Source organism: Candidatus Binatia bacterium (genome assembly GCA_023150935.1).
GTDB lineage: Bacteria > Desulfobacterota > Binatia > HRBIN30 > HRBIN30 > JAKLJW01.
Genome location: JAKLJW010000026.1, coordinates 16,799 through 42,170 on the forward strand (window position 1 = coordinate 16,799; position 25,372 = coordinate 42,170).

15 protein-coding genes are annotated in these 25,372 nt (G+C 67.0%); 7 read left to right on the plus strand and 8 right to left on the minus strand.

Annotated elements, in window-relative coordinates:
* The 3 genes from L6Q96_15385 to L6Q96_15395 all read left to right on the plus strand — a co-directional run bounded on the left by L6Q96_15385 (position 1) and on the right by L6Q96_15395 (position 2,267).
* A complete protein-coding gene (locus L6Q96_15385) occupies positions 1–630 on the plus strand; it encodes a response regulator transcription factor (protein ID MCK6555938.1) in 630 nt (209 codons plus the stop codon).
* A gap of 102 nt (positions 631–732) precedes the next feature.
* Positions 733–1,887: a tellurite resistance/C4-dicarboxylate transporter family protein gene (locus tag L6Q96_15390; GenBank protein ID MCK6555939.1), complete on the plus strand. Its 1,155-nt coding sequence runs from the start codon at positions 733–735 to the stop codon at positions 1,885–1,887.
* The gene (locus L6Q96_15395) at positions 1,884–2,267 is read left to right on the plus strand and encodes a hypothetical protein (GenBank protein MCK6555940.1); all 384 of its coding nucleotides are present in this window, start codon (positions 1,884–1,886) and stop codon (positions 2,265–2,267) included. Before L6Q96_15390 ends, L6Q96_15395 begins: the two co-directional genes overlap by 4 nt.
* Before the next feature lie 109 nt (positions 2,268–2,376).
* On the opposite strand, the gene L6Q96_15400 is transcribed toward L6Q96_15395, so the two are convergent.
* On the minus strand, positions 2,377–4,119 hold the full coding sequence (locus L6Q96_15400; protein MCK6555941.1) for a thiamine pyrophosphate-binding protein: 1,743 nt from the start codon (positions 4,117–4,119) through the stop codon (positions 2,377–2,379).
* 489 nt (positions 4,120–4,608) lie between these two features.
* Here L6Q96_15400 and L6Q96_15405 point away from each other — a divergent pair, with 489 nt between their 5' ends.
* Together L6Q96_15405 and L6Q96_15410 are read left to right on the plus strand one after the other, a co-directional pair.
* A complete protein-coding gene (locus L6Q96_15405; protein MCK6555942.1) occupies positions 4,609–6,216 on the plus strand; it encodes a glycogen synthase in 1,608 nt (535 codons plus the stop codon).
* Between the two features lie 560 nt (positions 6,217–6,776).
* Positions 6,777–7,652, plus strand: coding sequence for an alpha/beta hydrolase (locus L6Q96_15410; GenBank protein ID MCK6555943.1), 876 nt, complete (start codon positions 6,777–6,779; stop codon positions 7,650–7,652).
* Between the two features lie 56 nt (positions 7,653–7,708).
* On the opposite strand, the gene L6Q96_15415 is transcribed toward L6Q96_15410, so the two are convergent.
* From L6Q96_15415 to L6Q96_15445, 7 genes are all read right to left on the minus strand, one after another.
* The gene (locus L6Q96_15415) at positions 7,709–8,632 is read right to left on the minus strand and encodes a TIGR03560 family F420-dependent LLM class oxidoreductase (GenBank protein ID MCK6555944.1); all 924 of its coding nucleotides are present in this window, start codon (positions 8,630–8,632) and stop codon (positions 7,709–7,711) included.
* 15 nt (positions 8,633–8,647) lie between these two features.
* Complete coding sequence (locus L6Q96_15420; GenBank protein ID MCK6555945.1) at positions 8,648–9,934, minus strand: alpha/beta hydrolase; 1,287 nt, start codon at positions 9,932–9,934, stop codon at positions 8,648–8,650.
* A gap of 257 nt (positions 9,935–10,191) precedes the next feature.
* Positions 10,192–18,228 carry a DUF1194 domain-containing protein gene (locus L6Q96_15425; protein MCK6555946.1) on the minus strand — a complete coding sequence of 2,679 codons (8,037 nt, stop codon included), beginning with the start codon at positions 18,226–18,228 and terminating at the stop codon, positions 10,192–10,194.
* Between the two features lie 359 nt (positions 18,229–18,587).
* Positions 18,588–20,084, minus strand: a complete 1,497-nt coding sequence (locus L6Q96_15430; protein MCK6555947.1) for an aldehyde dehydrogenase family protein — start codon at positions 20,082–20,084, stop codon at positions 18,588–18,590.
* Positions 20,085–20,208: 124 nt separating this feature from the next.
* Positions 20,209–21,063: an IPTL-CTERM sorting domain-containing protein gene (locus L6Q96_15435; GenBank protein ID MCK6555948.1), complete on the minus strand. Its 855-nt coding sequence runs from the start codon at positions 21,061–21,063 to the stop codon at positions 20,209–20,211.
* Positions 21,064–21,273: 210 nt separating this feature from the next.
* Complete coding sequence (locus L6Q96_15440; GenBank protein ID MCK6555949.1) at positions 21,274–21,705, minus strand: PIN domain-containing protein; 432 nt, start codon at positions 21,703–21,705, stop codon at positions 21,274–21,276.
* Complete coding sequence (locus L6Q96_15445; GenBank protein ID MCK6555950.1) at positions 21,702–21,941, minus strand: type II toxin-antitoxin system VapB family antitoxin; 240 nt, start codon at positions 21,939–21,941, stop codon at positions 21,702–21,704. Before L6Q96_15445 ends, L6Q96_15440 begins: the two co-directional genes overlap by 4 nt.
* A gap of 70 nt (positions 21,942–22,011) precedes the next feature.
* On the opposite strand from L6Q96_15445, the gene L6Q96_15450 reads away from it, so the two are divergent.
* The gene (locus L6Q96_15450) at positions 22,012–22,218 is read left to right on the plus strand and encodes a hypothetical protein (protein MCK6555951.1); all 207 of its coding nucleotides are present in this window, start codon (positions 22,012–22,014) and stop codon (positions 22,216–22,218) included.
* A gap of 109 nt (positions 22,219–22,327) precedes the next feature.
* Positions 22,328–25,198, plus strand: coding sequence for a glycoside hydrolase family 9 protein (locus L6Q96_15455; GenBank protein MCK6555952.1), 2,871 nt, complete (start codon positions 22,328–22,330; stop codon positions 25,196–25,198).
* Positions 25,199–25,372 lie beyond the last annotated feature (174 nt).

The following is a 25,372-nucleotide window of genomic DNA, read 5'->3' on the forward strand; positions in this document are numbered from 1 at the left end:
ATGCGTTTCCTGCTCGCCGACGACCACGCCATGTTTCGGTCGGGTTTGCGGCGCATTCTGGAGGACGAGTTCCCGGGCGTGGTCATCGGCGAAGTGGCGACCGCCAAAGAGCTGCGCGATCAGGTGCGCGCGGCGTCGTGGGACCTGTTGATTCTCGATATCTCTCTGGGAGAGCGGAACGGACTGCACGAGCTGCCGGCGCTGCGGCAGTTGCGACCGGCGCTGCCGGTAATCGTTCTCAGCATGTACGGCGAGCGTCAGTTCGTCATCGAGGCGCTGGGCGCGGGAGCCTCCGCATATCTCACCAAGGGCCGGCCGCCGGACGAGCTTTTCCGGGCCATCCGCGCCGTGCTGGCGGGGCGACGCTACATCGGGGAAACCCTGGCCGAGCAGCTCGCCGATCACCTGGCGATGGATGCGCGCGGCAAGCCGCACGAAGCTCTGTCGCCGCGCGAACTCGAGGTGTTTCTGCTGCTGGCCTCCGCCGCCTCGGTATCGACGATCGCGGAACGCCTGCGGCTGAGCGTCAAGACCGTCAGTACGTACCGCACCCGCATCCTCGAGAAGATGGGGCTCAAGTCGAACGCCGAGATCATCCAGTACGCGGTACGCCACGGGCTGGCGGCTTGAGCGTGTAGGACGAACACCTACCCGGGTTTTTTCCGTGTCCTACCCGACTGTCGGACCGTGACGGATACGTGTCGGCGCGCTTGTCGTGCATACTGAAGGTGCATGACAGACGGACGTTCCGAGCAGCACTCAGCGTTCGAGCCCGTGACTCGATTCGTCGATCAGGGGATCGAAGCCCTTCATCCGTCGCACTTCGCGGTGACGATGGCGACGGGCATCGTCTCGATCGCGTGCCAGCGCCTCGGGCTGGGACTGTTTGCCGAGTTGCTGTTCTGGATCAGCGTTCCCTCGTACTTGCTGGTGTGGCTGGCAACCCTGGTACGGCTCACCATGCACCGCAGCGCCTTCCTGCGCGACGTGCAGAGTCACGCGCGCGGTCCCGGGTTCTTCACTTCGGTGCCGGCAACCGGCGTGCTGGGAGTGCAGTTCCTGGTGTTGCGCAACGACCCGTTTGTGGCGACCGGTTTGTGGTTCCTCGCGGTGCTGCTCTGGCTGCTGTGCACTTACGGGATTTTCACCGCGTTGAGCGTGCGTGAAGAAAAGCCGGCCCTGGCCGACGGGATCAACGGTGGCTGGTTGCTGGCTGTCGTCGCCACGCAGGCGGTATGCGTACTGGGCTGCGGCATCCTGCCGCGCGACTTCGTCGACCGCAACACGGCGGCCTTCCTGCTGGCGTCGTGCTGGCTCGCCGGCGGCATGCTCTACATCTGGATCATTTCGCTGATCTTCTATCGGTATACGTTCTGCCGCTTTCTGCCGTCCGACCTGATGCCGCCGTACTGGATCAACATGGGTGCGGTCGCGATTTCGACCCTGGCCGGTACCAGTTTGCTCTCCGACCTCGGCGACACGGCGCTCATGACGTCCATCGCGCCATTCGTGAAAGGCTTCACCATCCTCTACTGGGCGACGGCGACCTGGTGGATTCCGATGCTCGTGGCTCTCGGCATCTGGCGGTACATCGTGCGGCGCGTCCGCTTCGCTTACGACCCGCTTTACTGGGGGCTGGTGTTCCCGCTCGGCATGTACGCGACGTGCACGTTCCGGCTGGTCGAGGTCTTCGACCTGCCGGCGCTGCTCTGGCTGGCCCGGGGGTTCGTGGTGGTGGCGCTGATCGCCTGGCTGCTGACTTTCTTCGGCCTCATGAGCCGGTTCGTATACGTGCTGGTCCTGTCGACCCGTTGCGCTGCCCGTTCACTGCCACTTACCGAGCGCGCCGGCGCTCGCGAAACGCTAATAGGAGATCAAGCATCATGATGAGCACACCGACTGTTTCCCGAACCGTGGGCGGCATCGCCGCACGCACGACGGCCCTCGAGGTTCGCACCGCGACCGCAGCCGAACGGCTGGCCCGAGCCGAATCGCAGCAACAGGTCGGCCGGTGGATGATCATGGCCGGGTTCGTCGTGACGATCCTCGGCGTCGTCGGCTATTGCGTCGCCTCGTTTGCGGGCGGCGTCAATGCCGGCATCTCCGACATCCTGTTTGCCAATGCGGTCCCGTTCGCGAGAACGACCCTCATCGGCCTCGGGATCGGGACGGCGCTCTGGTTGGTAGGCTCGTTCACTTACCTGCACGGCGTGATCATCGCCGACGAGCTTACCGCGAACGACGCCGCCCCGGCCGCCGAAGACTGACCGGTCGAGGCGCGGTAAGCCTCGGGGATGGACCCGGCCCTCTCGACGGCCGGGTCCATCCGACGATTTCCGCCGGATCCCGGAGCGCCCCCGTACCCTGGTGGGCGGCTCATTCCTTGTCGAGGTTGTCGTAGTAAGGAATTACCGTTTCGCCCTTGCCCTCGGCCGGCGCCGGTTCGGTGCTCGCGGCGCCCACCATTGCCAGGGTAACCGGCGAGATCGCGGTGGGATCGGTCAGGACATTTACGCAGGCCGGCGCCCCGGCGGCAAATGCTCGCTCCAGCGCCGGCCGCAGTTCCTCCGCTCGTTCGACATGCTCGCCGTGGCAGCCGAAGCCGGCGGCCGCGAGGTCGTAGCGGGTCGGCGCAAGATCGGTCACCACCCGATGCCCCTCACCGAAGATGAGGTCTTGGCCGTGCGCCGACATGCCCCACTGGGCATCGTTGTTGACCACGATGACGATGGGCAGGCGGTGCCGGACCATGGTGTCGAACTCCGCGAAGTTAAGGCCGACGGAGCCGTCGCCGATCATGCAGGCGACGGGACGCTGCGGGTGCGCGACCTTGGCGGCGATGGCGAACGGCAACCCGGTGCCGAGACAACCCAGATAGCCGTGCGACAGCCATCGGCCGCCGCCATGGATCGACGCGGCCATGTCCAGCCACCCCGACGTTTCACCCCCGTCTCCGACCAGCACCGCGTCGGGTCCAGCGATGCGGGCGAGTTCGTGCCCCAGTCGGTACGGATGGATGCGCGCGTTGCAGTCGTCCAGAGTATGGCCGAACATCGCCGAGGCCATGCTCGCCGCCTGGCGCACCGTCTGCTGCCAGAGCGATCGGTCGGGCCATTTTCGCTCGCCGGCGGCGGCCTCCAGGGCGCGTAGCATCTCGCCGCAGTCGGCAACGATACCGAGATCGACGTCGCGATTGCGGCCGATCTCCTCCCCGGCGATGTCGACCTGAATCAGTTCGCAACCGGCAAGGAACCCGCCGCCGCGTCCGCCGGTGAACAGACCGAGGCGTGCACCGAGAAGGAGAACGACATCCGGCGCCGCCCCGGCTCTGGCCAGCGCGGCGAGACCGAACGAGCTCCGCCCGCAGAGCGGATGATCCGCAGGCACGATGCCGTGCGCCTTACCGCTCGAAAACACCGGGATCCCGGCTTTTTCGGCGAAGGCGAGCAGGGCGGCGCCGGCGCCCGCGAACCACACTCCACCGCCGGCAAGAATTACCGGCCGCTCGGCGCGGGCCAGTCGTTCGACCGTCTGTTCGACGGCCGCCGGCGTCGGGGCGGGCGGGCTATCGGGACGCACCCGGCGCGGACAGACCACGGTCGACTCGTCGACCTTTCCGAACAGCACGTCGATCGGGATTTCGAGGAATACCGGCCCGGGTCGGCCGGTCGTGGCCACCCGCAGCGCCTGCGCGACGAGGTCTCCGATGCGATGCGTGTGGGTGACGCGGTGCGCCCACTTGGTAATCGGGGTCATGAGCGCCACCTGATCGAAGCCGCCTTGCAAGGGCAAAGTCTCGGCGTCTCGTAACGGCGCGGCGCCGCCGATGAACAGGGTCGGGACGCAGTCGAGGTAAGCGTTGGTGACGGCGGTGACGATGTCGGTGACGCCCGGGCCGGCGGTGACGATGGCGACACCCACCCTGCCGGTGGTGCGCGCCCAACCGTCGGCCGCGTGCCCGGCAGCCTGCTCGTGACGCGTGTCGACCCAGCGCACCTTACGACCGCGGGCGGCCTGATAAATGGCATCGAGATGCCCGCCATGGAGCGTGAAGACGACGTCAATGCCCTGCTGCTCGAAGACCCGCACCAGGATTTCACCACCATCGATCCGGCCCATTTCGGCGTTCCTTTCCGTCGACCTCGCAGCCCGGCAAGCCCCACTCTTTCCGATCATCGCGCGCAGTCGCCGGCAGAAGCAAGGCAGTCGCTCGCGCTTCCGGCCCCGCGGGGCTCGTGACCGACTGAGTTCTCGGCTACACTCCCGCCGCTGCCGGCAGCCCCTGCGGGCCCGCTGGCGTAATCGACGATGGGCAACAAGCGCAAACACAGGCGCCAACAGCGACAGCAAACACCCATCGGGATTGTCTCTGCCGACCCCGCGCCGGCGAGCCCCGCGACGCCGGCGAACGCCGCGGCTTCCCCGGGGCAAACGCAACCGGCAGCGCCGGTCGAGTCCAAATCCGTTCCGAACCGAGAACAGGTTCCCCTTTCTGGCGAGCCATATCGAGGCCTTTCGCAGCGTTCGTCCGCGGTCTCGGCGGCCGCGGCAACCGCGTCGAAACCTTCCGTCGCGGCGCCGCCGCCAGCGCTCGCAGCAACCTCTCCGGTGGTCATCGGCCCGCCTGCGCCGGCCGAACCCGACGAGCCGCCCTGCCCGCCACAGCCGGTACCCGAGTACGCGCCTGAGGACGAACCGCCGCCGTTCGAGGAGAGCGTTCCGGTCGTCGAGGTCCGCCCATCGCTTCACGTCGTCCAAATCTCCCCGGAGCTGTCGCCGATCGCCAAGGTCGGCGGTCTGGCCGATGTCGTCTTCGGTCTCGGCCGCGAGATGCAATTGCGCGGCAATAACGTCGAGGTCATCCTGCCCAAGTACGACAACGTGCGCCACGACCACATCTGGGGATTCACCGAATCGTATCGGGATCTGTGGGTACCGTGGGGAAACGGGAGCATCCACTGCACCGTGTACTACGGCGAGGTTCACGGCTTACGCTGTTTCTTCATCGAGCCGCACTCGCGAGAGAACTTCTTCAATCGCGGCAGCATCTACGGCAGTAGCGACGACATCTTCCGTTTCGCCTTCTTCTCGCGCGCGGCAATGGAATTCATCCTGCACTCGGGGCGCCGTCCCGACGTCATCCATTGCCACGACTGGCAGACCGGGCTCGTACCGGTGCTGCTCTACGAGATCCACGCCCGGATCGGCCTCGGACACTGCCGCGTCTGCTTCACGATCCACAACTTCAAGCACCAGGGCCTTGCCGGCGCGCCGGTCTTGCACGCGACCGGCCTGCACCGGCCGGAGTTTTTCTTCAGCCCGGACCGGCTGCTCGACAATCACAACCGCCATGCGATCAACTTGATGAAGGGCGGTATCGTCTACGCCAACTTCGTAACCACGGTGTCGCCCCGCCACGCCGCCGAGGCACGCAGTCACGGCCAGGGCTTTGGCCTCGAACCCACCCTCGATGCGCATCACCTGAAATACGGTGGCGTGCTGAACGGCATCGACTACGACACGTGGAACCCGGAGAAGGACCCGCTGCTGGTCAGAGCCTTCAGCGCCGCCGATGTCGAGGGCAAGTACGACAACAAGCGGGCGCTACGCGAGCGCCTCATGCTCGCCCATAGCGAGAAACCGATCGTCGCTTTCATCGGCCGCCTCGACCCGCAAAAGGGTCTCGAGCTCGTGCGTCACGCGATCTTCTTCACCCTTCAGCACGGAGGCCAGTTCGTGCTCCTCGGAGCCAGCCCGGATGCGGGGATCAGCGGGCACTTCTGGCAGTTGAAGCGCCAGCTCAACGAAAGCCCCGATTGCCACCTGGAGATCGGCTACGACGAGGAACTGGCGCATCAGATTTACGCCGGCTCCGACCTGATGGTAGTACCGAGCCGGTTCGAACCGTGCGGACTGACGCAACTGATCGCCATGCGTTACGGCAGCGTGCCGGTCGTACGCGAGGTCGGCGGCCTGGCCGACACCGTGTTCGATAAGGACTATTCGTCCAAACCGCTCGACCAACGCAACGGGTACGTGTTCGTGACCTACGACAATCAGGGGCTCGAGTCCGCCCTCGGGCGCGCCATCGCGTGCTACTACCAGTACCCGGAGCACTTCCGAACGCTGCTGCTCAACGGCATGCGCACCGATTTCTCGTGGCACACCCCGGGACAGCATTACATGAACATCTACGATTACATTCGGGAGAAGTGAGAGGGGGCATGTGGGCTTGGGGGGCGTGAGGGTTTGCTGCCGATGCCTCCTCATATGGCGGCCTCGCGGCGTAACACCCTGCTCGCCATGACAGCCTCAGGGCCACGGCAAAGTCGTTGACGGAGGGTGTACACCAGGCCTGCCCCTCGATACACGGCCCAAGAAGACGGGCCGTTACTCGGGGCGAACGGTCTTGTGGTCTTGCTGAACCCGAAAAACCCGTTCGAGCCGAGTAGCCGCCCTCTTCTGGCGGCGTATCGAGGCTCTGTCAGCGACTTTGCCGTGGCCCTGATGACAGCCTGCGATCCGATTGCGGCTGCGGCACCGACGGAGTAGGGAAGGCGCGGAGGGGACTATGGCAGAGAAGATGAGTAAGGCGCACCGCCAGGCGATGATCATGATGATCGCCTATCTTTCGATGGCCGCTTTCGGCGTCGTCGCCGTCGTGGTCTGGACCCGCTTCTTCCGTTGAAGCAGCGCGCCTCCGCCCGAACTCGATACCCTGGGTCCGCCGCCCCTCCGTTGCCTGAGCCTCTCCCTGCGCTACCCTGCGCAGCGGCATGCAACCGTTCGAGCATCGTCTTACGGTCAACGGCATTGCGGTCACCGTCTTCGAGTGGCACCCGACGGCGCGCGGCGCGCAGGACACCGTGCTTCTCGCCCACGCAACGGGATTCCACGCGCGGTGCTGGGACCGCGTTGTGGCGCAGCTCGGCCACCGTCACGTACTGGCGCTCGATCAGCGTGGACACGGCCGCAGCGACAAGCCCGCGGCGGTACACTGGCGCGAATTCGGCCGCGACCTGGTCGAGGTCATCCAGACCTTCGACCTGACCGGTGTCATCGGGGTCGGCCACTCGATGGGTGGTCACGCGATGACCGACGCCGCCGCGGCGGCACCTGAACGCTTTCGCCGGCTTGTCCTGATCGATCCCGTCATCGCGGCGCCCGCCGCGTACACGCTCACCGATCCGTGGGGCGCGCTCGGGCAGGGCAGCGTTCATCCGGCTGCGAAGCGGCGCAGCCGCTGGAACTCCGCCGAAGAGATGGTGACTCGCTTCGCCGACCGGCGTCCGTTCGACACCTGGGATCGCGAAGTGCTGTGGGATTATTGCCGCTACGGTCTCCTACCCGCCGGGGACGGCGAGGGGTTCGACCTCGCCTGTCCACCCGTCTTCGAAGCGCAGGTGTACATGAACAGCCTGGGCAACGGCGCGGTGCACGACAGCGTGCGCGCCGTTACCGTGCCGGTTACCGTGGTACGAGCCATGGAGCCGCCCACCACGCGCGACGTGCTGGACTTCCGTTATTCCCCCACGTGGCCCGCCCTGGCAGCGCACTTCCGGCACGGCCGCGATCTGCACCTGCCCGCGCACACGCATTTCCTCCCCATGGAGAACCCCGCCCTCGCAGCGCGCCTGGCGTTGGGTGCGTGAACGACCGGGGCCGGTAAACCGGCAAGCCGTGGCGAGCAGCGGTTTCGCGCCGCCTCTCACCTGAACGCCGGCATGACCCGCTCGGCGAAGAGGCGTGCCGGCTCGCGCGGGTCGCGGCCGAAGATCTCCACAATGAACATCGTGCAGCCGAGGTCGACCATTTCGCCGATGCGGTCGACGCACTGCTGCGGCGTACCCGAGATTCCGGGCCCGAGGTGGCCGCCGTAGATGCGGTCCGCCTTCTCGCGATTGGCCGCCGCTTCCGCTTCGTTCTCGCCGATCACCACCATGCACTGCTGGGATACGATCAGCGTCGCGGGGTCGCGGTCGATGACGGCGCAGTGGGCCCGCAGCTTCTCGATCTTCCGCCCCAGATCGCTCTGATTAACTGCGAGGTTATTCCAGATGTCGGCGTGCTGCGCGGCGATGCGCAGCAAGACCTTCTCGCCGCCGCCGCCGATAAGGATCGGCGGGTGCGGCTTGCGTACCGGCTTCGGTTCGCAAAACACGGAATCGACTCGATAGTAGGTGCCGCGAAAGGTCGGTTGCGGCTCGGCCCACAAATGTTTCATCAGCGTTGCAGCCTCGTCGAGCTGCGCGAGACGCGTCGCCAGCGGCGGGAAGTCGAACCCGTAACCGGCGAATTCCATTTCGAACCAGCCGCCGCCGAGACCGACGATAACTCGTCCGCCGGCGATGTTGTCGAGCGTCGCCGCCATCTTGGCCAGCAGTGCCGGATTGCGAAATCCGACCGGCGACACCAGCGTCCCCAGTTCGACGCGCTCGGTGCAGGCGCCGACGGCAGCCAGCGTCGTCCACGCTTCCATGATCGGAAAATGCGGCATCGGGACGCCGTAGAGGTGGTCGTTGACCCACAGGGAATCGAAGCCCAGCCGCTCGAACTCTACGGCGGCGGCCCGTGTGTCGGCCCAGGTGCGTTTGATCTGCGGCAGAGTCGCGCCGAAGCGGACGGCAGGCATGAGGGTTTCCTCCGTTCAACCAGCGGCGGCGGCCGGCGGCCGGTCATTCGCCTCGGCGGACCGGCGTGCGGCGTGCCGGCTGTACACGTAGGCGGCGAAACGCTCGACTCCGTGAACGACGAGCTGCGTGCGCGGCGACGGAAAGATCTCGAACGCGTGTTGGGCGCCCGGTATTTCCGCGTACACGACCGGGTTGCTCGTCGCCTGTCGCAACATACCGGCGAAGTGGCGCGCCTCTTCTACCGGCACCAGCGTGTCCAGGTCGCCGTGGATGACGAAGAACGGCGGCGCCTCCGGATGGACGCGGCTCATCGGCGACGCTTTCGTGTAAGCCTCAGGGGCCTCGTGGTGGGCCGCCTTCATGATCTGCTGTTCGAGCAGGCGACTGAGGCCGTTGTGGTGCCAGTAGCTGTGCCGGTCGGTGAAGTCGTACACGCCATAGAACGCGACGCAGGCGGCTACCGTGGTGTCGAGCGACTCGAAGCCGGGCTGGTACTCCGGTTCATTCGCCGTCAATGCCATCAGCGCGGCGAGGTGCCCGCCGGCCGACCCGCCGGTAACGACGACGAAGCCGGGGTCGGCGCCGTACTCCGGGCCGTGCTCGTGAATCCAGCGTATGGCCCGCTTGCAGTCGATCAGGTGGTCCGGGAACGTTGCGTGCGGGCTCAGCCGGTAATTCGCGGTCACGCAAACCCAACCGCGCTCCGCCAGGTGGAGCATGAGCGGAATCGCCTGCTCGTTCTTGCTGCCCATCATCCAGCCGCCGCCGTGGATCTGCAGCAAGGTCGGGCAGCGCTGCGGACCTTGCCGTGGGCGGTATACGTCGAGCTTCAGGTTGAGGCCGTTGACTCGCGCGAAACCGATGTCGCGAATGCGTTCGACGTCGGGATGACGCATGGGAAACGGGCGCACGATGTGCCGCCACTCCAGATCTTCCCCGAACCGTGCCGCCAGGCGCGGCTCGATCGCGGTGCGGTAATTCGATCCGAGGGCGCTTTGCAGGGCCTGCTCGATAGCCGGTGCGGCGGAGAAGCCCTGACGGTAAGCGCGCACCAGAGCGAACCACGACGCCGCCGTGATCAGCAGACCGAGCTTCCCCGGCCAGGCGGCGAAGGCGCCCGCCCAGGCGAACAACAGGGTCACGATGGCCTGCACGGCAATCACCTGGGGGGTGAGTTCCGCCGTCAGCCAGCCGGCGACAAAGCTCAACGCGGCACGGCGCTCCGCGGCGTACGTCGGCCGGTAGACGTTATAAGTCAGCCACGCCCCGGCGAGACTCAACAACAAGAAGGACCACGACATACAGCCTCCCACCGATCGATCGGTGCCCACCGCATAGCGCCGGGGCGCAGCCAAAGGCAACCGTGGCGTCGGCGCATACAGGAGGGGGGCCGGATCTAACGCTCGATATCTCCTGGCGCGGGCCGCGCCCGCCACCCAGGACATGACCAAACGTACCCCGGGGGAGGGCGAGGCTCCCGCCGAGCCGCGCGCTCATCGGCGCGGCAGCGCCGAGTACCCTGGTTGGACTGAGCAATCTGCGCCGGGGCCGGCACCGTTCATGGCCCGCATTGAAGCAGCCCCGGCGAGAGACACGACGGCAGTACCTCATCCGTGGTGCCGTTACCATCGACATCGACGTCGACCTGGCCACTCGCCAGGTACACGACCCGCGCACTCCCGGAAGGGGTCGTCAGATCGACACCACCCGCCCGGGGACAGATTTCGGCCCCGGCCAGCAACAAGTCCGGCCTGCTCTTCAAAGTCACCCGCCCACCGTAACACGCCGCCGTCAGGGCGCCCTCGATCGCCACCTCGATCGGGTCGCCCGTATCGTCAATGGCCATCTCCAATCCGTCGAAGTCGACGTCGACGGGCCCACCATTCGGCGTCCGTAGCTTGCCCGGTCCGGTGAGAGTCAAGGTGTACACGGTTGGAACGCAATCGGCGCTGAAGGTGGTGACCTGGATCACGACCGTGGCGTTATTGAGCTCCAGGGTCGCCGCGTCTCCGCTCGGGGTCGATACCGACAGGATGCCGCTCCTGACCGCGAGCGTCGCGCCCCGGAGGTAGCAACTGCCGCCGAGCGACGGCGTCGCCGAGCCCTGGAGTGTCGCCGAGACCCGTCGCGTCTCCGCACCGGAACCGTCCGCGAAGATCGCTGTCACGTCCGCGGTGAAGCTCGTCAGACTCAGAGCCGCGCTGCCGTCGTAGGTGACCGTCCCGACGCCGTCCGCAAGTTTACAGTTATCGAGATCGACGGTCAGCGAGAACGGCGGACTGCCGCCCTCGGTCACCGTGCCGCCGAGTGGGCAAGCAGTGACCTGGGCAGCACCGTCGCGCCGGGTGGCTCCGTTCGTGTCCACCGTGACCAGTGCCCGGCTATCGAGGCTCACGCCGGTGGCAATGGCGCCAATCACGCTCGGAATCGCCCCGATCGTATTCACCAGAATGGTCGTGCCACCCGCCATGCGGCCGGCGGTGGTCGGCGTCGGCTCGACCGACGGACAGCCGAAGAGGGCATTGTTGACTGCCATGAGGATCTCGTCGATGGTCACTTCCCCGTCATCATTCGGGTCGCCCGCCTCGCAGGTGCTCACGTCGGCGAGTTCGAGCGCAATGTTCACCATCTTGAGAAGTTCGTCGACGGTGACCTGACCGTCGCAGTCGCAATCGCCGATGCACTCGCAGGGGCCGACCCCGCCGGTGGGCGTCGGCGTCGGGGTCGTGGTCGGGGTCGTGGTCGGCGAACCGCTGGGGGCGGTCGGCGTCCGCGTCGGCGTGCCCGTGACGGTCGGGGTCGGGGTGGGCAGCGAGCCGGCCCATGTGCTCGCCGAACCGCAGGTCACGGCCTGGCCGCCCAGCGTGGCCGCGAACTCGATCGCGTCGGTACCGCTTGCCGTCCCCGCGTACGTGAGCGCCGCCTGCCCGGTAGCCGTGGTGGTCAGGGCCTGCGTTAACGGCGCGTGCGGACCGGCACTGATCCGTGCAGTCACCGTAAGGCCCTGGGCGAGTGCGCCGTCGGCGCCGCGGAACACCGCCGTTGCGGTGTGCTCGGCGCCAATCGGATTGACCGCCGAGGCGGGTAGGACTTCGCAGAGCGGCCGCAGATCGCCCCACACCTTGGTGGCACTGCACTTCACCCGCTGCCCGTCCACGATACCGCTGAACTCGATTACGTCGGCGCCGTCGGCGGTACCGATGTACGAGAGTTGCGCCTCGCCGCCGGCATTTGTCTGAACGTTCTTTTGCAGGGCCGCGTTGGGCCCCGAGACGACATCGATGGCTGCGAATACGCCGGTGGCCGGGGTGCCGTCGGCACGGCGGAACGTTGCCGTTACCACATGCGGCGTCCCCAGTTTGTTCGTATCGTTGGCCGGTACGGCCGTGCATGCGGCTTGCGCACCACGCCACCTGTGCGTGGCACTGCAGGCAACCGCCTGCCCGTCCACAGCGCCGCTGAACTCGATGGTGTCCGTGCTCGCCGCTGCGCCTCCCGTGTACGAATACGAGGCTGCACCCGCGGCGTCAGTCGTGCGGTTGGCGCTCAACGGGGCGGCCAGCGAGACGTTGTTGACGGTGACCGCGACGGGGAGGCCGGCGACCGGCGCTCCGCCGGCTCTTCGGAATGTTGCGGTGACGGCGTGTTGCGCGCCGGCCGCGCTCTCGCCGGTCGCGGGCAGGGCTTCGCAGCTCGCCTGTCCTGCCGCAGCGCTGCGGCTGCCGCTGCACGACACCGTCTGACCGTCGACGAAACCGGTAAACTCGATCACGTCGGTGCCATCGTTCGGGCTCGCCGTATAGTCGAACACGATCTGCCCCGCATTGTCGGTCGTCCGCCGGAGGGCAATCGGCGCACTCGGCCCGTTGGCGATGTTGATCGTGGCGTCCACGCCGGGCGCCGGAGTGCCGTCGGTACGGGAGAAACTTGCCGTAACCGTGTGCCTCCCCCCGGGGGCGGTCACGGCAGTCGCCGGCAGAACTTCGCATGCCGGCTGACGCAAGGTCCATGTCTTTTCGGCCTGGCAGCGGACGACACGGCCGTCGACGACCCCGCTGAACTCGATGGTATCGGTGCCGGCCGCGGTCCCAATGTACGCGAGTTGCGCGTCGCCGTTCGCGTTCGTGGGCACGCGCTTGCCGAGTGCAGCGTTGGGTCCGTTCAGGACATCAATGGTCACCGGCACGTTCGCGATCGTCGTGTTGTCGGCGCGGCGGAAGGTGGCGGTAACGGTGTGCGGACGCCCGACCCGATTCGTCGCCATTGCGGGCACGGCCGCGCAGCTCGGCTGCGCCGCCGTCCAGCTCTTGGTCGCACGACAGGTGACCGGCTGGTTGTCGACGGTCGCACTGAACTCGATCGTGTCGGTCCCGCCCTGCGATGTTCCCGTATAAGAGAACGGCGCCTGCCCGCTACCGTTGGTGGTTGCCATCGAGTTGAGTTGCGGACTGGCCCCGGTTATGCGGATCGTCACCGGCAATCCGACAACGAAGCTCCCATCGCCGCGGCGGAACGTCGCGGTCAGGGCGTGTGACGTCCCCCCGGGGTTCGTCGCTGCCGGCGGGACCACGGTGCATGACGGCAGCGCACCCGTCCACGTCTTCGTTCCCCGACAGGTCACGAGCCGGCCGTCGACCGTGGCGCTGAGTTCGACGATGTCAGTGCCTGGATTAACGCCGCTATACGACCACGCCATCTGGCCACCGCCGTTGGTGGTGGCGGTTGTCTGGGTCGGGTTGGCGCCGGTGACCCGGATGGTGACCGGGGTAAGGGCGGCGGGGGCCGTGGTCGCGCGGCTGAACACGGCGCTGATGGTGTGTTGCGTGCCGACCGGGTTCGTCGCCGTCGGCGGACGCAGGTCGCAACTTGGCCCCGCGTTGGTCCACGTCTTCGTCGCCTGACAGCTCAGCGGCCGCCCGTCGACGGTGGCGTTGAAGGTCACAGTGTCCGTTCCTACCGCCGCACCGCCGGTCCACGCGAAGGGGATTTGCCCCGCGGCGTTCGTCGTCAGGTTGCGGGTGGAGGCGTTCGGTCCGGTCACCGTCGTCGTCACCGCCACCCCGGTTGCGGGCGACCCGTCGCCGCGGCGGAAGGTCGCCGTCACGGTGTGGGTCGTGCCGGTAGCGTTGGTCGCGACCGGAGGGGCCACGTCGCACGTGGGAGCACCGCCGACCCATGTCTTGGTCGCCTGACAGGAAACGTTCTGGCCGTCGATGAAGGCGGCGAACGTGAAGGTATCGGTACCGGCGCCCCCGGCACCCCGATACGTCCACGCGACCTGACCGTTAGCGCCGGTAACCGCGTCTGCCAACACCGCGTTCGGACCCGTGGCCGTAACCGACACGGGCACGGCCGCTGCCGGACGCCCGTCGCCACGCCTGAAGATGCCGGTGACCGTGTGCCAGGTTCCAACCGTGTTAACGGCGGTCCCGGGCACCAGATAGCAACTCGGCCGGCGGTCGGTCCACGTCTTCGTCGAGCGGCACGTCACCGTTCGCCCGTCCAGAAACGCCGCGAACTCGATCGTATCGGTCCCCGCCCCCCCGGCGCCGGTGTACTGCCAGCCAACCTGACCGGCCGCATTCGTCAGCGCGTCTACTTGTGCCCCGTTGCGGCCCCTCACACTGATCGAGACGGGTAGGCCGGCGACGACGCTGCCGTCCTCCCGGCGGAACACCGCAGACACCGCATGGGACGTGCCTACCGGGTTGGTCGACGTGGCCGGCACAACGTCACAGCGGCCCTGCCCGACCCGCCAGGTCTTGGTCGCGCGGCAGTTGACGACTTGATTGTCGATGAAAGCCGCAAAGGCGATGACGTCGGTACCGGCCTGCTGGCCCGTGTAGGTCCAGGACACCTGGCCGTTGGCGCCGCTGATCGCATCGGCAAGCACCAATGGGGTGGCGCCGGAGACATTAACGGACACCGGATCTCCCGCTGCCGCAGTCCCGTTGGCGCGGCGGAACGTCGCCGTGACCGTGTGCTGGGTGCCGACCGGATTCGTATCGCTCGACGGCGAAACGTCGCACGTCGGACGCGCCGGCACCCACGTCTTCCGGGCGCGGCAGGTCACAACACGGCCGTCGATAAACGCGCCGAACTCGATGGCATCGGTGCCGGCAGAGTTGCCGGTATAGGTCCAACTCACCCGGCCGTTCCCGTCGGCGACGCCGTCGGCGAAGACGGTCGGAGAGGCCCCTGAGACGTTGATCGAGACGGAACTCCCCGCCGCCGGCGCACCGTTGGCGCGGCGGAACGTCGCGGTCACCGTGTGGGATGTGCCAACCGGGTTGACGTCGCTAACCGGGGTCAGACTGCAGCTTCCTTGCGCGGAGACCCACGTCTTGGCGGCACGGCAGGTAACGACGCGGCCGTCGACCCAGCCACTGAACTCAATGATGTCGGTCCCGGGCACTTGACTGGAGTACGAAAGGCCGACGGCACCGCTGCCGTTCGTCCAGCGCCAGCCGCTGAATTCGCGATAGCCGACCGGCAGGTCCGCGATGCTGACCGCAACCGGGATGCCGATGGCGGGCGCCCCGTTGCGGTGGCGGAAAACCGCCGTCACGTCGTGATCCGTCCCGACGTAGTTAGCCGCCGCGGCCGGGACCACCTCGCAGGTCGGGTGGTTCGAGACCCACGTCTTCGTCGCCCGACAGGCAACCAGGCGGTCATCGATAAAGGCACGGAACTCGATGACGTCGGTCCCGGGCGTCCGTCCCGTGTAGGACCAGCCAACGTCACCGCTCGGGCCGGTCATGGCGGATGCGAAGACGGTAGGATGGACACCGCTGCTGGTGATCGAGACGTCGATGCCGGCTGCCCGCGTGCCGTCGATGCGGGTAAAGACCGCCGTCACGGCATGCTCGTCGCCGACGCGATTGACCGCAGTCGAGGGGACTACGGAGCACGTTGGTTCCTCGACGACCCAGGTTTTCGTCGCCCGGCACCTGACGATCTCGTCGTCGACGACACCGGCGAAGTCGATGACGTCGGTCCCTGCGTTCTCGCCTACATACGCCCAACCGATCTGGCCAAACGCATCTGTCGCCGCATCGGCGAGAATGGTCGGGCTGGCACCCGACACGGTCACCGACACGGGGACGTTAGCCGCGGGCAGGCCGTTGGCGCGGCGAAAGACCACTCCAACCGAATGGGTGGTTCCAACCCGGTTGACCGCGGAGCCCGGGAACACGCTGCAACTGGGCTGCACTGCTACCCACGTCTTGCTCGCGGCGCAGCGCACGAGTGTCCCATCGACGACACCGGCGAACTCGACGAGGTCGGTACCGGCCCTCTGGCCGGTCCACTGCCATGCGATCTGGCCGTGCGCCTGGGTCACACCGTCGGCTAACACCGTACCGTGCGCACCGGTGACGGCAATCGAAACCGGGACGCCGTCGACGGGCGAGCCGTTTGCACCGCGGAAGATTGCCGTCACGACGTGATCGGTCCCGACGGCATTCACGGCGCTGCTCGGAACCGTTTCGCACGTCGGCGCCTGTTCGGCCCAGATCTTGCCGGCGCTGCACCCCACGACCTCACCATCGACGACGCCCGCAAACTGGATCACGTCTTCACCCGCCTGCTCGCCAACGTACGGCGGGGTAACGACCTGTCCGAACGCATCGGTTTCCGCATCGATGAGAATGGTCGGGCTGATGCCGGAGATGACCACCGACACCGGGATGCCCGCCGCGGGCGAGCCGTCGGCGCGCTCGAACGTGGCGACCGTCACGTGTTCGGACCCGAGCCGGTTGGTCGCCAATTCGGGCGACACATGGCAGGCCGGCCGCGGCAGCCGCTGCGTCGGCGTCGGGGTCGCGGTCGGCGTCGGGGTAAAGGTCCGGGTCGGCGTCGGCGTCCACGTCCGGGTCGGCGTCCAAGTCGGTGTCCAGGTCGGCGTGGGGGTCCAGGTTGGCGTTCGCGTCGGGGTGCGCGTGTGGGTAGGTGTCCACGTGTGGGTCGCGGTGGCAGTGCGGGTTGCGGTCGAAGTCGCCAGGCTCTGCCAGGTCTTCGACGCGGTGCAGGCGAACTCGAGGCTCCCGACCAGGCCGCTGGCCCGGATACTGTCGGTGCCGACCGCCATGCCGCCCGTGTACTGCAACGCGACATTCCCGCTCCCGTCGGTACTGCCGCTGCGGGTGGTGCCGCTGTTCGGTCCCGAGATCACCGTCAGGTCAACCGGCACGCCGGTGGCGGCCGATCCGTTGCCATGACGTACGCGTACGGTGACGTTGTGCGCGGTGCCCACCGGGTTGAGGTCGCTCGCGGGATCGATCGTGCAGGTGGGCGGCGACGTCACCCACGACTTGGTCGCCGAGCAGTTGACGATCTCCCCGTCAACGATACCGGCAAAGTCGATGACGTCGATGCCGGCGTTGAGCCCTTCGTAAGTGAACACAACCTGCCCGTTTTGATTGGTTACCGCGTCGGCGATGACGGGATTGGCACCGCTCAGGTTGCTGACCGACACTAAGGCGCCCACGGCGAGGAGGCCATCCGCCGTCCGGAAGGTCGCGGTAACCGTGTGGGTCTGGCCCACCAGATTCGTGTCGTCGATCGGCTCGACCGTGCAGGGTGGCGGCGGGTTGCCCCAATACTTGGTGGCTGTGCAGCTGAACGAGCCGCCGCCGCTGCCGCCCGACGCCTCGATAACGTCGCGGCCGGTTCGCCCGGCGACGCCGGTGTAATTGAACCCAACGGAGCCGCTGGCGTTGGTCACCGCGCTGCCGGACGCGCCGACGTGGGGGCCGGACGTGACTTCGACTTCGACCGTTTCGCCGCTCGCCGGCGAGCCGTCGGTGTTGGAAACGTAGACTGTGAAATCGTGTCGGGTCCCGGGGGCGTTGGTCGCCTCGGGGGGCTCGATCACGCACTCCTTCGGTTTGACGATCTGGCCGATCTTGCCGCGTACCGCCTGCTCGAAGTCCTCGAAGGTGTTGGTAATGATGACAAAGCCCGGACTGGTAAACGGCGGCGCGATGTAGCCCGGCTGCGGATAAACGAACTGATCGCGGAGGAAGTCGATCGCCGTCTGCGGCGCGTCCACGGCTTCGGCGTTGATTTCATCGATGCCGGCACTAACGGCGGCATTGCGCGACGCCACGGCGGCGGGCTGACTGTCCGGCACACCGTCCGTGACCACGTTGATAACCCGCCGGCTGGACGTACACGCGCCCCCGGCAATCAAACTGGCGCACAGGTCCACCGCGGAGGCCAGGTTGGTTCCGCCGTTGCTCTTGGGCATGGTCCGGAGGGCGTTGGCGATACTGTTCGCGGTCGCCTGGGAGTCGATAACGGTCGGGGTGACGCGGGTCGTCGAACTACTCGAGAACTCGACGGCACTGATCTCAATCGCACCACTCTGGGGCACAACGGAGGAGTCGGCGATCGCGTTGGCGAGGCCGTTGCGCATGAGGTCGAATTCGCTGGTGCCGATGCTGCCCGACCCGTCGATGGCGAGGCAGAGGCGCACGTTCGGACACCCGTTGGCCCGGGCGATGGAGGGGGTGAAAAAGGCGAGGACGAGGACGGCCAGCAACACGCTCGTATCGACCCACCTGCCTGGGAAGCGACCCGCTGCGTTCATCATTTTCCTCCGTCCCCGGGGCCAGCGCCACCACCCGGCCGCATGCAACTCGCGCCCCCGGCCTCGGGTTACGGCTCGCAAAACCGAGACCACACTGGCGGTAACCGTCAGCGACGTTTTTCTTCGGACTGTTTCACGCGCGTACACAAGAGTCAAACAACTATTCCGAAGGTTGCGAATCGGCGGGACGCGGGGCTGAACAGGTCAACCTTCAAGCTGGCGCGCGACCGGCACGGGCGGCCCCGAGCCATGCCAGGCGCATGGAGTTCCACCTGCGGCATCCGCCGTTTTCGTTCGCGCCGAGTGACACCTACCTTACCCGGCGCGTATCGCGGCCCGCGAGATCTCACGAATAACGCGGGTCAGGGATCCGAAAGGCGAACCCAAACCGACTTGAGCCTGGTGTAGGCTTCGAGCGAATGGATGCCCATCTCGTGTCCCCATCCGCTCTGCCTCACTCCACCGAACGGGCTGGCGAAGTCGTAGCAACCGTAACGGTTGATGAAGATCATGCCCGCGTCGAGCGCCTGCGCAACGCGATGCGCCCGTGCCACATCCCCCGACCACACTCCCGCGGCGAGACCGTACGACGTGTTGTTGGCAAGGGCCACTGCCTCCGCCTCGTCCGCGAACGGCGCGACGCACAACACGGGCCCGAAGATCTCCTCCTGTGCAAGGCGGCTGTGCGGGTCCACATTCGCAAAGATCGTCGGGCGGACGAAGAACCCCTCCGCATTGGCGCCCGTGCTGTCGCGTTCGCCCCCCACCAGCAACCGGGCGCCGCTGCGGACGCCGTCGTCGATGGCATGCAGTATGCGGTCGAAATGCGGGCGGTTGCACTGCGGGCCCTGCTCGCTGCGTGGATCGAACGGGTCGCCGCAGACCGCCTTTGCCGCGCGCGCGACGAGCGCCTCGACGACGCGCTCGTAGATGCCTTTCTGCAGCAGAAAACGTGTCGGCTCCGAGCACTTCTCCCCCTTCTGGGAGAACATCAGATGGAAGGACCGATCGACGGCGAAGGCCAGGTCGGGGACATCGTCGAACACGATGTTCGGCGACTTGCCGCCGAGCTCCAGCGTAACCGTCTTCAGGTTCGACTCCGCCGCGCCGACCAGGATGCGGCGCCCGGTCGCCGTGCTCCCGGTAAATGCGATCTTGTCGATACCGGGATGGCGGGTCAGGCGCTCTCCGGCTTCGACGTCGCCGAGGACGACGTTGACGACACCCGGCGGCAGAGTGCCGTCGGCGTGCAATATCTCGACGAAGCGCAGCAGAGAAAAGGGCGTGAACGGCGAGGGCTTGACCACCGCCGAGTTGCCCATCGCCAGCGCCGGCGCAAGCTTCCAGGCGGCCAGCAGCAGGGGAAAGTTCCAGGGCACGATGAGCCCGCAGACACCCACCGGCACGCGCTGTGTGAAGTTCACGAACGGCCCATCCACCGGGCAGGTTTCGCCGTAGTACTTGTCGGTCCAGCCCGCGTAATAGTCGAAGACGTCGGCCGTGTCGGGCATGTCGTCTTCGTAGGCTTCGCGGTAAAGCTTGCCGTTCTCGAGGGCGATGAGAGTGGCCAGTTCGGCACGGTTCGCCCGCACCAGTTCGCCCATGCGCCTGAGACAGCGGGCCCGCTCGCGGCGACTCAGCTTCGGCCAGGCCCCGCTTGCGAAGGCACCGCGGGCCGCGGCGACGGCGCGGTCAATTTCCTGCCCATCCGCCACGCCAAACGCGCCGTGCGTCCGGCCGGTCGTCGGATTAATCGTTTCGCGGACAACGTCGCCCGGAGCGGCCCACTCCCCTCCGACGTACGATCGCTTCAGGTCGGCGATCCACTTGAGCGCCCACTCGGTGCGTGCGGGTTCCATGCGGCTCTTCGTTCTACCGCCACGGCGGCCGAACGCAACCGGCGACGAGCAAGGAGGGCGAGTTGGAGAAGGCGCCTGTGCGGGGCGCGGCCACTCAGGGGCGCGCCCCGGGGGCGCTAACTACTCAAGCCCGGCGACGGCGTCTTCGGACGATGCGAGCGCCGCCGCCGACCAATGCGAGGCACAGCACGGCAAGCCCGCCTTGCCCCAGTGTCGGCGCACCGATGGCCTGCCCCCCGCCGCCGGTGTCCGGCCGCTCCTGATAATCGAAGGAAAGGTCCTCGATCAGAAACCCGCTACCGCCGGTCAGAGTGACCGTCTTGATGTAAGCCCCGGTGTTACCGTCGAACACGCCGACCTGGGAGTTGAAGATGTCGGACACGTAGAAGTTGGTGCCGTCGAAAGCGATACCGGTAGCCTGGAACCCCGGCGTGATGAACGCCGGCTGCAGGAGGTTGCCGTTGGTGTCGTAGACGTCGTAAGGCGCATTGACCGCATCGCCGCGGTTCGAGATCAGCTTGCCGTTGAAGAACTCCAGCCCATCGCAATAACTGGTGCAGTTAGCCAGCGTGACGGTGTTGAGCAGGGTCCCGGTCGGGCTGAAGTAGTAGGCCTTGTTGGGACCCGAGTAATCGCCGACCCAGAAATTGGTGCCGTCAAAGGCGATCGTGGATAGACCCGTAACGCCCGGAACCGAGAAGGCCACGCCGAGGTCCGCGCACGTGTTGATGTCCATTATGTAGATGTTGTTGCTGTCGGCGACGGTGAAATACGCCACATTGCCGACCACCACTATGCCACGGCCGTTGCCCTTGCCGGGCGAGCAGCTCTGCAAGAGAGCCCCCGTTTGAGGGTCGATGGTATCTATGCGGTTGGAGCCGGCACTGTTTCCGTAAAGCTTGTTGGCCTGACCGTAGGCCGGCAACCCCAGGGCGATACCGACGAAGCACGTAACGACCGCCGCGCGCGAGATCCTCATTGATAAACACCCTCCCAACCGACGCCGGTACGCTGAAACCGGGCCGTTGTCAACCGACAAAGCCAGCCTCCCCGCAACCCCTCGGGCCCACCCCCCCCCCGCGCCCAGTAAGTCGGTAAACGCGGACGTCCGACCGATCCTCCGCTTCGCCGCGCGCCCGCATGCCCGAGCCCCGGAGGACCGCCGCGGTGGCGCAATGAAGGCCGTTCTTCAGGCTTGCAGTGTCACGACGAGCGGCACTCCGAAGCGCGCGAAATCGCGATCTTCGCTCAGAATCTCCGCCACGCCATGCTCTCGGCAAACGGCCACCACTTGCGCGTCGAAGGCCAGGTTGCCCTGCACGGCCCCGCTGCGACACGACTCGGCAAATAGCGCCGGGAACATAGGTCCCGGCACGAGAATCCGAGCCGACGGACTCCCCAGTACCTGATCGAGGAACGCCAGCGCCGTTTCGAGATCGGTGGGCGGATGGAAGATGCGCGGGTGAGTCACGACCCGCACGAACTCGCCGATGCAGAATGCCGGCAGTGCCCAGGGCGTGCCGCCTTCCACCAGCTCCGTCAGGCGCTCGATTGCAGCCGTGTGCAGCGCCATCTCCTCGCGGTGGGCGTAAACGAGGATGTTGGTGTCGATCGCAATCATCGGCGATCGTCGAGCAGCTCATAGAGAGCGTTGCGATCGGCGATGTCGATTGCCGGGGGGCGCGAACCGCGAATCGTCGGCGGCGAGAAACGATACTGCGGCTTGCCCTTGGGCCGTGGCGCGAGCCGCGCCCGCAGCGCTTCCTCGACCACCGCCCGCAACGTGGTGCCGCGCGAAGAAGCGTAACGCCTGGCACGCTCCAGCAGGCGGTCGTCAATATCGAGCGTCGTCTTCATATGGGTCAGCAATATCATTGGCCCATACAGGCGGCAACATCGAGACCCACGGTACTGGCGCATACACCGCGTGGGACAACCACCACAGCCGCCGACCTGCCTGCCCGTCGATATCGCGGGCGCTCACGATATCGACCGCGACGCCGGATTCGAATTCCCCGGCGGCGGCGATTTCAGCCTGCGCCCCGGCAGCCCCGCGCTCGACGCCGGCGACATCCTGCCGCGCGAAACCTTTGCGCCCGGTAACGTGTCAGTCTCGCCATGGGCCTCTCACTAATACCGCGAGCCTGTCGGCGCGGGGCCGGTTGCGCTACCCGCGAGTTGTCCGCCGCCGGCTTCTCCCCGCGTTGCCACAACCCAGGCATCGCGATACAGACCGCCCACCTATGACCCCGTCCGCAAGCATTGGAACCGCCGCCGCGGTCGCGCTCGGCACCTTGCTGTCGGCCATCCCTGCCGGGGCCGCTCCGGTTTCGCAGGCCTTCAAGCTCGACCACTTCGGCTATCGCACCGGCGATCCCAAGATTGTCATCGTCACGAGCAATCCTGGGACGACCATCGAACTGCGCACGCCCGCCGATACGGTGGCCTTCACGATTCCCACCGACGGCGGGTCGATTGCCGCCAGGGGCGCCGACGGTCCCGCCTCCGGCGACAACGTGTGGTGGGTCGACTTCGGTAGCTTCGCCACCTCGGGCACGTACCGGCTGTACAGCCCGGCCATGGGCGCCCAGTCGTACGACTTCGAAATCGCCGATGACGTCTACGCCGACCCGGTGCGCACCGCACTGCACACGTTCTACCTGCAACGCTGCAACACGCCGAAGACGGCAACGCATGCGGGGGTCTGGGCGGACACGGCGGCCTGCCACATGACCGACACCACGACGGGTCCGGCGGCCGGGCACAACGACTACGGGTCGAAGAACCTCGCCGGCGGCTGGCACGACGCCGGCGATTACAACAAGTATGTCTGGGGTGCCGTGTCGCAGGCGATTCGCGCCATGCTCCGCGCGTACGAGCAGAATCCGACGGCGCTGCGCGACGACGACACGAACATCCCGGAATCCGGGAACGGTACGCCCGACCTCCTCGACGAGATCGAATGGGAACTCGACTGGATGCTCGCCATGCAGTTGCCCGACGGTTCCGTGCTGTCGCAGATGCACGTGAACGGCTACGCATCGACGTCCCCGCCGAGCGCCGATCCGAACGTGCGCTACTACCGGAATCCGGACCTGGAGTCCGGTTCCGTCGCTGCCGGCACGTTCGCTCTGGCCTCGCGCTTCTACGACGCGGTCGGCATGACGACCTATGCGACGACGTTGCGCAACGCGGCACTGTCCGCGTGGGCATGGCTTGCCGCGCAGCCTCAGCACAGCCATCACAAGGTCTGGGCCGCCGCCGAAATCTTCCGCATGGATCCGTCGCAAACGGCGGCCCAGACTTACGTCGACAACTACCACCCCGGCAACTGGGGCGGCGTGTTCTTCAATGTCGTCGACTACGACACGTTCGCCGCCCTGACGTACGTCGACACGCCGGGCGCAACCGCCGCCGTCGTCAGCAACATGCGTGCGGACATCGCCGACCAGGTCGACTACATCTTCTCCGAGAACGACCTCTACCGAAACGGCATGCCGGCGTGGTCGTACTACTGGGGCTCGAATGCGATTCGGGCCGGCTACGGCCTGTTCCTCATCGAGGCCGCGCGCCTCGATGCCACCGGCTCGCACACCACCGACGAGTGCCGGCAGCACGCGCTCGACCTCTATCACTTCTTCCACGGGCAAAATGCCCTCAACATGCTCTATCTCACCAACATGGCCGCCCGCGGCGGCGAGCACTCCTCTTTCCAGTTCTACCACTCGTGGTTCGGCGACTCGGCCAGCGCGTTCTCGCTGGCGACGTTCATGGGAAAGCCGCCCGGGATCGTCGAGCCCGACTACCCTTACTTCAAGGGCACCGACAACTTCGGTATCGGCGACAACAAGACCTCGACCCTGGGACCGCCGCCGGGATTCGTAACCGGTGGGCCCAACAAGGACTACGCCGGCACGGCCTCGCCGCCGCTTGGCGCCGTGTACTACAACCGCTTCTATCGCGACTGGGCGGATCAGACCGAGTGGACCGTGCGGTCGTGGGAGATCACCGAGAACTCGATCGGCTACGAGGGTCCGTACGTCGCGCTTGGCGCCTACTTCCTCGGCCCGCCGGTGTGCGACAACAACGGTACCTGTGCCGGGGCCGAGACGGTCCTGAACTGCCCGGGCGACTGTAGCACGATCGCCACGCTCGACGCCTACCTAACGTACAAGGCGAGCGCGCCGGGCCGAGACGCCGGCGGGGTCCCGCTCGCCAACGGGAACGCCCTGCCGTCCGACTGGATCGTCACCGTTAACGACCGTCATCTCGACGACGCGGCGGCCGACGATCCCGAGAACTTCGAGGTGCGCGGCGTGGTGGGAGTCACGAACCCGCTGGTGCGGGATGCCGGCGGACCGCCGCTCGCGCCGGAGCGGCACTACCTCCGCTACGCCATGCTCCCGGGTCCGCAGAGCGTCGCCCCGGCGGTTGACGGCGTCTTTCCCAAACCGACCAAACACATCGGCCGCATCTGGCAGCTCCACAACGGACTCGGCACGGTCAACGTGCAGTCGCTCAAGGTGCGGAGTCTGTGGTTGCCGGCGAGTACGAGCACCACCGCAGCCCCGGCCGCCCCGAGCGACGCCACACACTACGTGTGCTACGGCGTGAAGCCGACACGCGACGGCACGGACCAGACCCCGGGGGGCAAGCTGGCGGGTAACCTGCAGGCGTTCGTCGAGGACGAGTTCGACGACTGCGCGCTCGATGCCGCGGGCTCGCCGAGCTTTGCCGGCAGCGCCGCGGAGGGCAAGTGCCTGTTCGACCTCCAGCGCCCTGTGGAGCTGTGCAACCCCATGGACAAGAGCGCGGTCCAGCCGCCGCGCCAGAGTTCCGCAACGGTCGCCGGCTCGACGGCGAGCAACATGACCAGCTTGCTCTGCTACAAGGCCAGGCTCGCGGCGCGATTCAAACACGCGGGCACGGCAGCGCTGGCCAACGCCGCCGTCGGTGCGAGCGTCAGCCCGGCGCAGGCGAAGCATGTCAAGCGCCGCGCCAAGAACGGCAATCCGCTCTACAGCGCTCCGGGCAATCTGTTCCCCAACCCGGTTCTGGTCGACACCACCCGGGCCGAGCTGATCTGCCTGCCCTCCGACGTGCTCGGCATGTAGCCCGCGGCAACGGCCGCCGGCGAGCTACGGCAACAACGAACTGCCGGGTTTCCGGGCAGTGCTGCCCGCACTCGGGCGCATACCCGCGCCGCGTCGGGTCGATCCCCCGTCGAAACCCGCTTTGGGAAGCTCTCCGGCGGTTGGCATCCCCCTTGCGTCTAAGTACTCCGGTTC

Bases quoted from the DNA above. Each gene is read 5' to 3' on its own strand.
- L6Q96_15400 (MCK6555941.1), bottom strand. From the start codon at position 4,119: ATGGGCCGGATCGATGGTGGTGAAATCCTGGTGCGGGTCTTCGAGCAG.
- L6Q96_15455 (MCK6555952.1), top strand. From the start codon at position 22,328: ATGACCCCGTCCGCAAGCATTGGAACCGCCGCCGCGGTCGCGCTCGGC.
- L6Q96_15445 (MCK6555950.1), bottom strand. From the start codon at position 21,941: ATGAAGACGACGCTCGATATTGACGACCGCCTGCTGGAGCGTGCCAGG.
- L6Q96_15420 (MCK6555945.1), bottom strand. From the start codon at position 9,934: ATGTCGTGGTCCTTCTTGTTGTTGAGTCTCGCCGGGGCGTGGCTGACT.
- L6Q96_15395 (MCK6555940.1), top strand. From the start codon at position 1,884: ATGATGAGCACACCGACTGTTTCCCGAACCGTGGGCGGCATCGCCGCA.
- L6Q96_15410 (MCK6555943.1), top strand. From the start codon at position 6,777: ATGCAACCGTTCGAGCATCGTCTTACGGTCAACGGCATTGCGGTCACC.
- L6Q96_15430 (MCK6555947.1), bottom strand. From the start codon at position 20,084: ATGGAACCCGCACGCACCGAGTGGGCGCTCAAGTGGATCGCCGACCTG.
- L6Q96_15385 (MCK6555938.1), top strand. From the start codon at position 1: ATGCGTTTCCTGCTCGCCGACGACCACGCCATGTTTCGGTCGGGTTTG.
- L6Q96_15390 (MCK6555939.1), top strand. From the start codon at position 733: ATGACAGACGGACGTTCCGAGCAGCACTCAGCGTTCGAGCCCGTGACT.
- L6Q96_15425 (MCK6555946.1), bottom strand. From the start codon at position 18,228: ATGATGAACGCAGCGGGTCGCTTCCCAGGCAGGTGGGTCGATACGAGC.
- L6Q96_15440 (MCK6555949.1), bottom strand. From the start codon at position 21,705: ATGATTGCGATCGACACCAACATCCTCGTTTACGCCCACCGCGAGGAG.
- L6Q96_15415 (MCK6555944.1), bottom strand. From the start codon at position 8,632: ATGCCTGCCGTCCGCTTCGGCGCGACTCTGCCGCAGATCAAACGCACC.
- L6Q96_15435 (MCK6555948.1), bottom strand. From the start codon at position 21,063: ATGAGGATCTCGCGCGCGGCGGTCGTTACGTGCTTCGTCGGTATCGCC.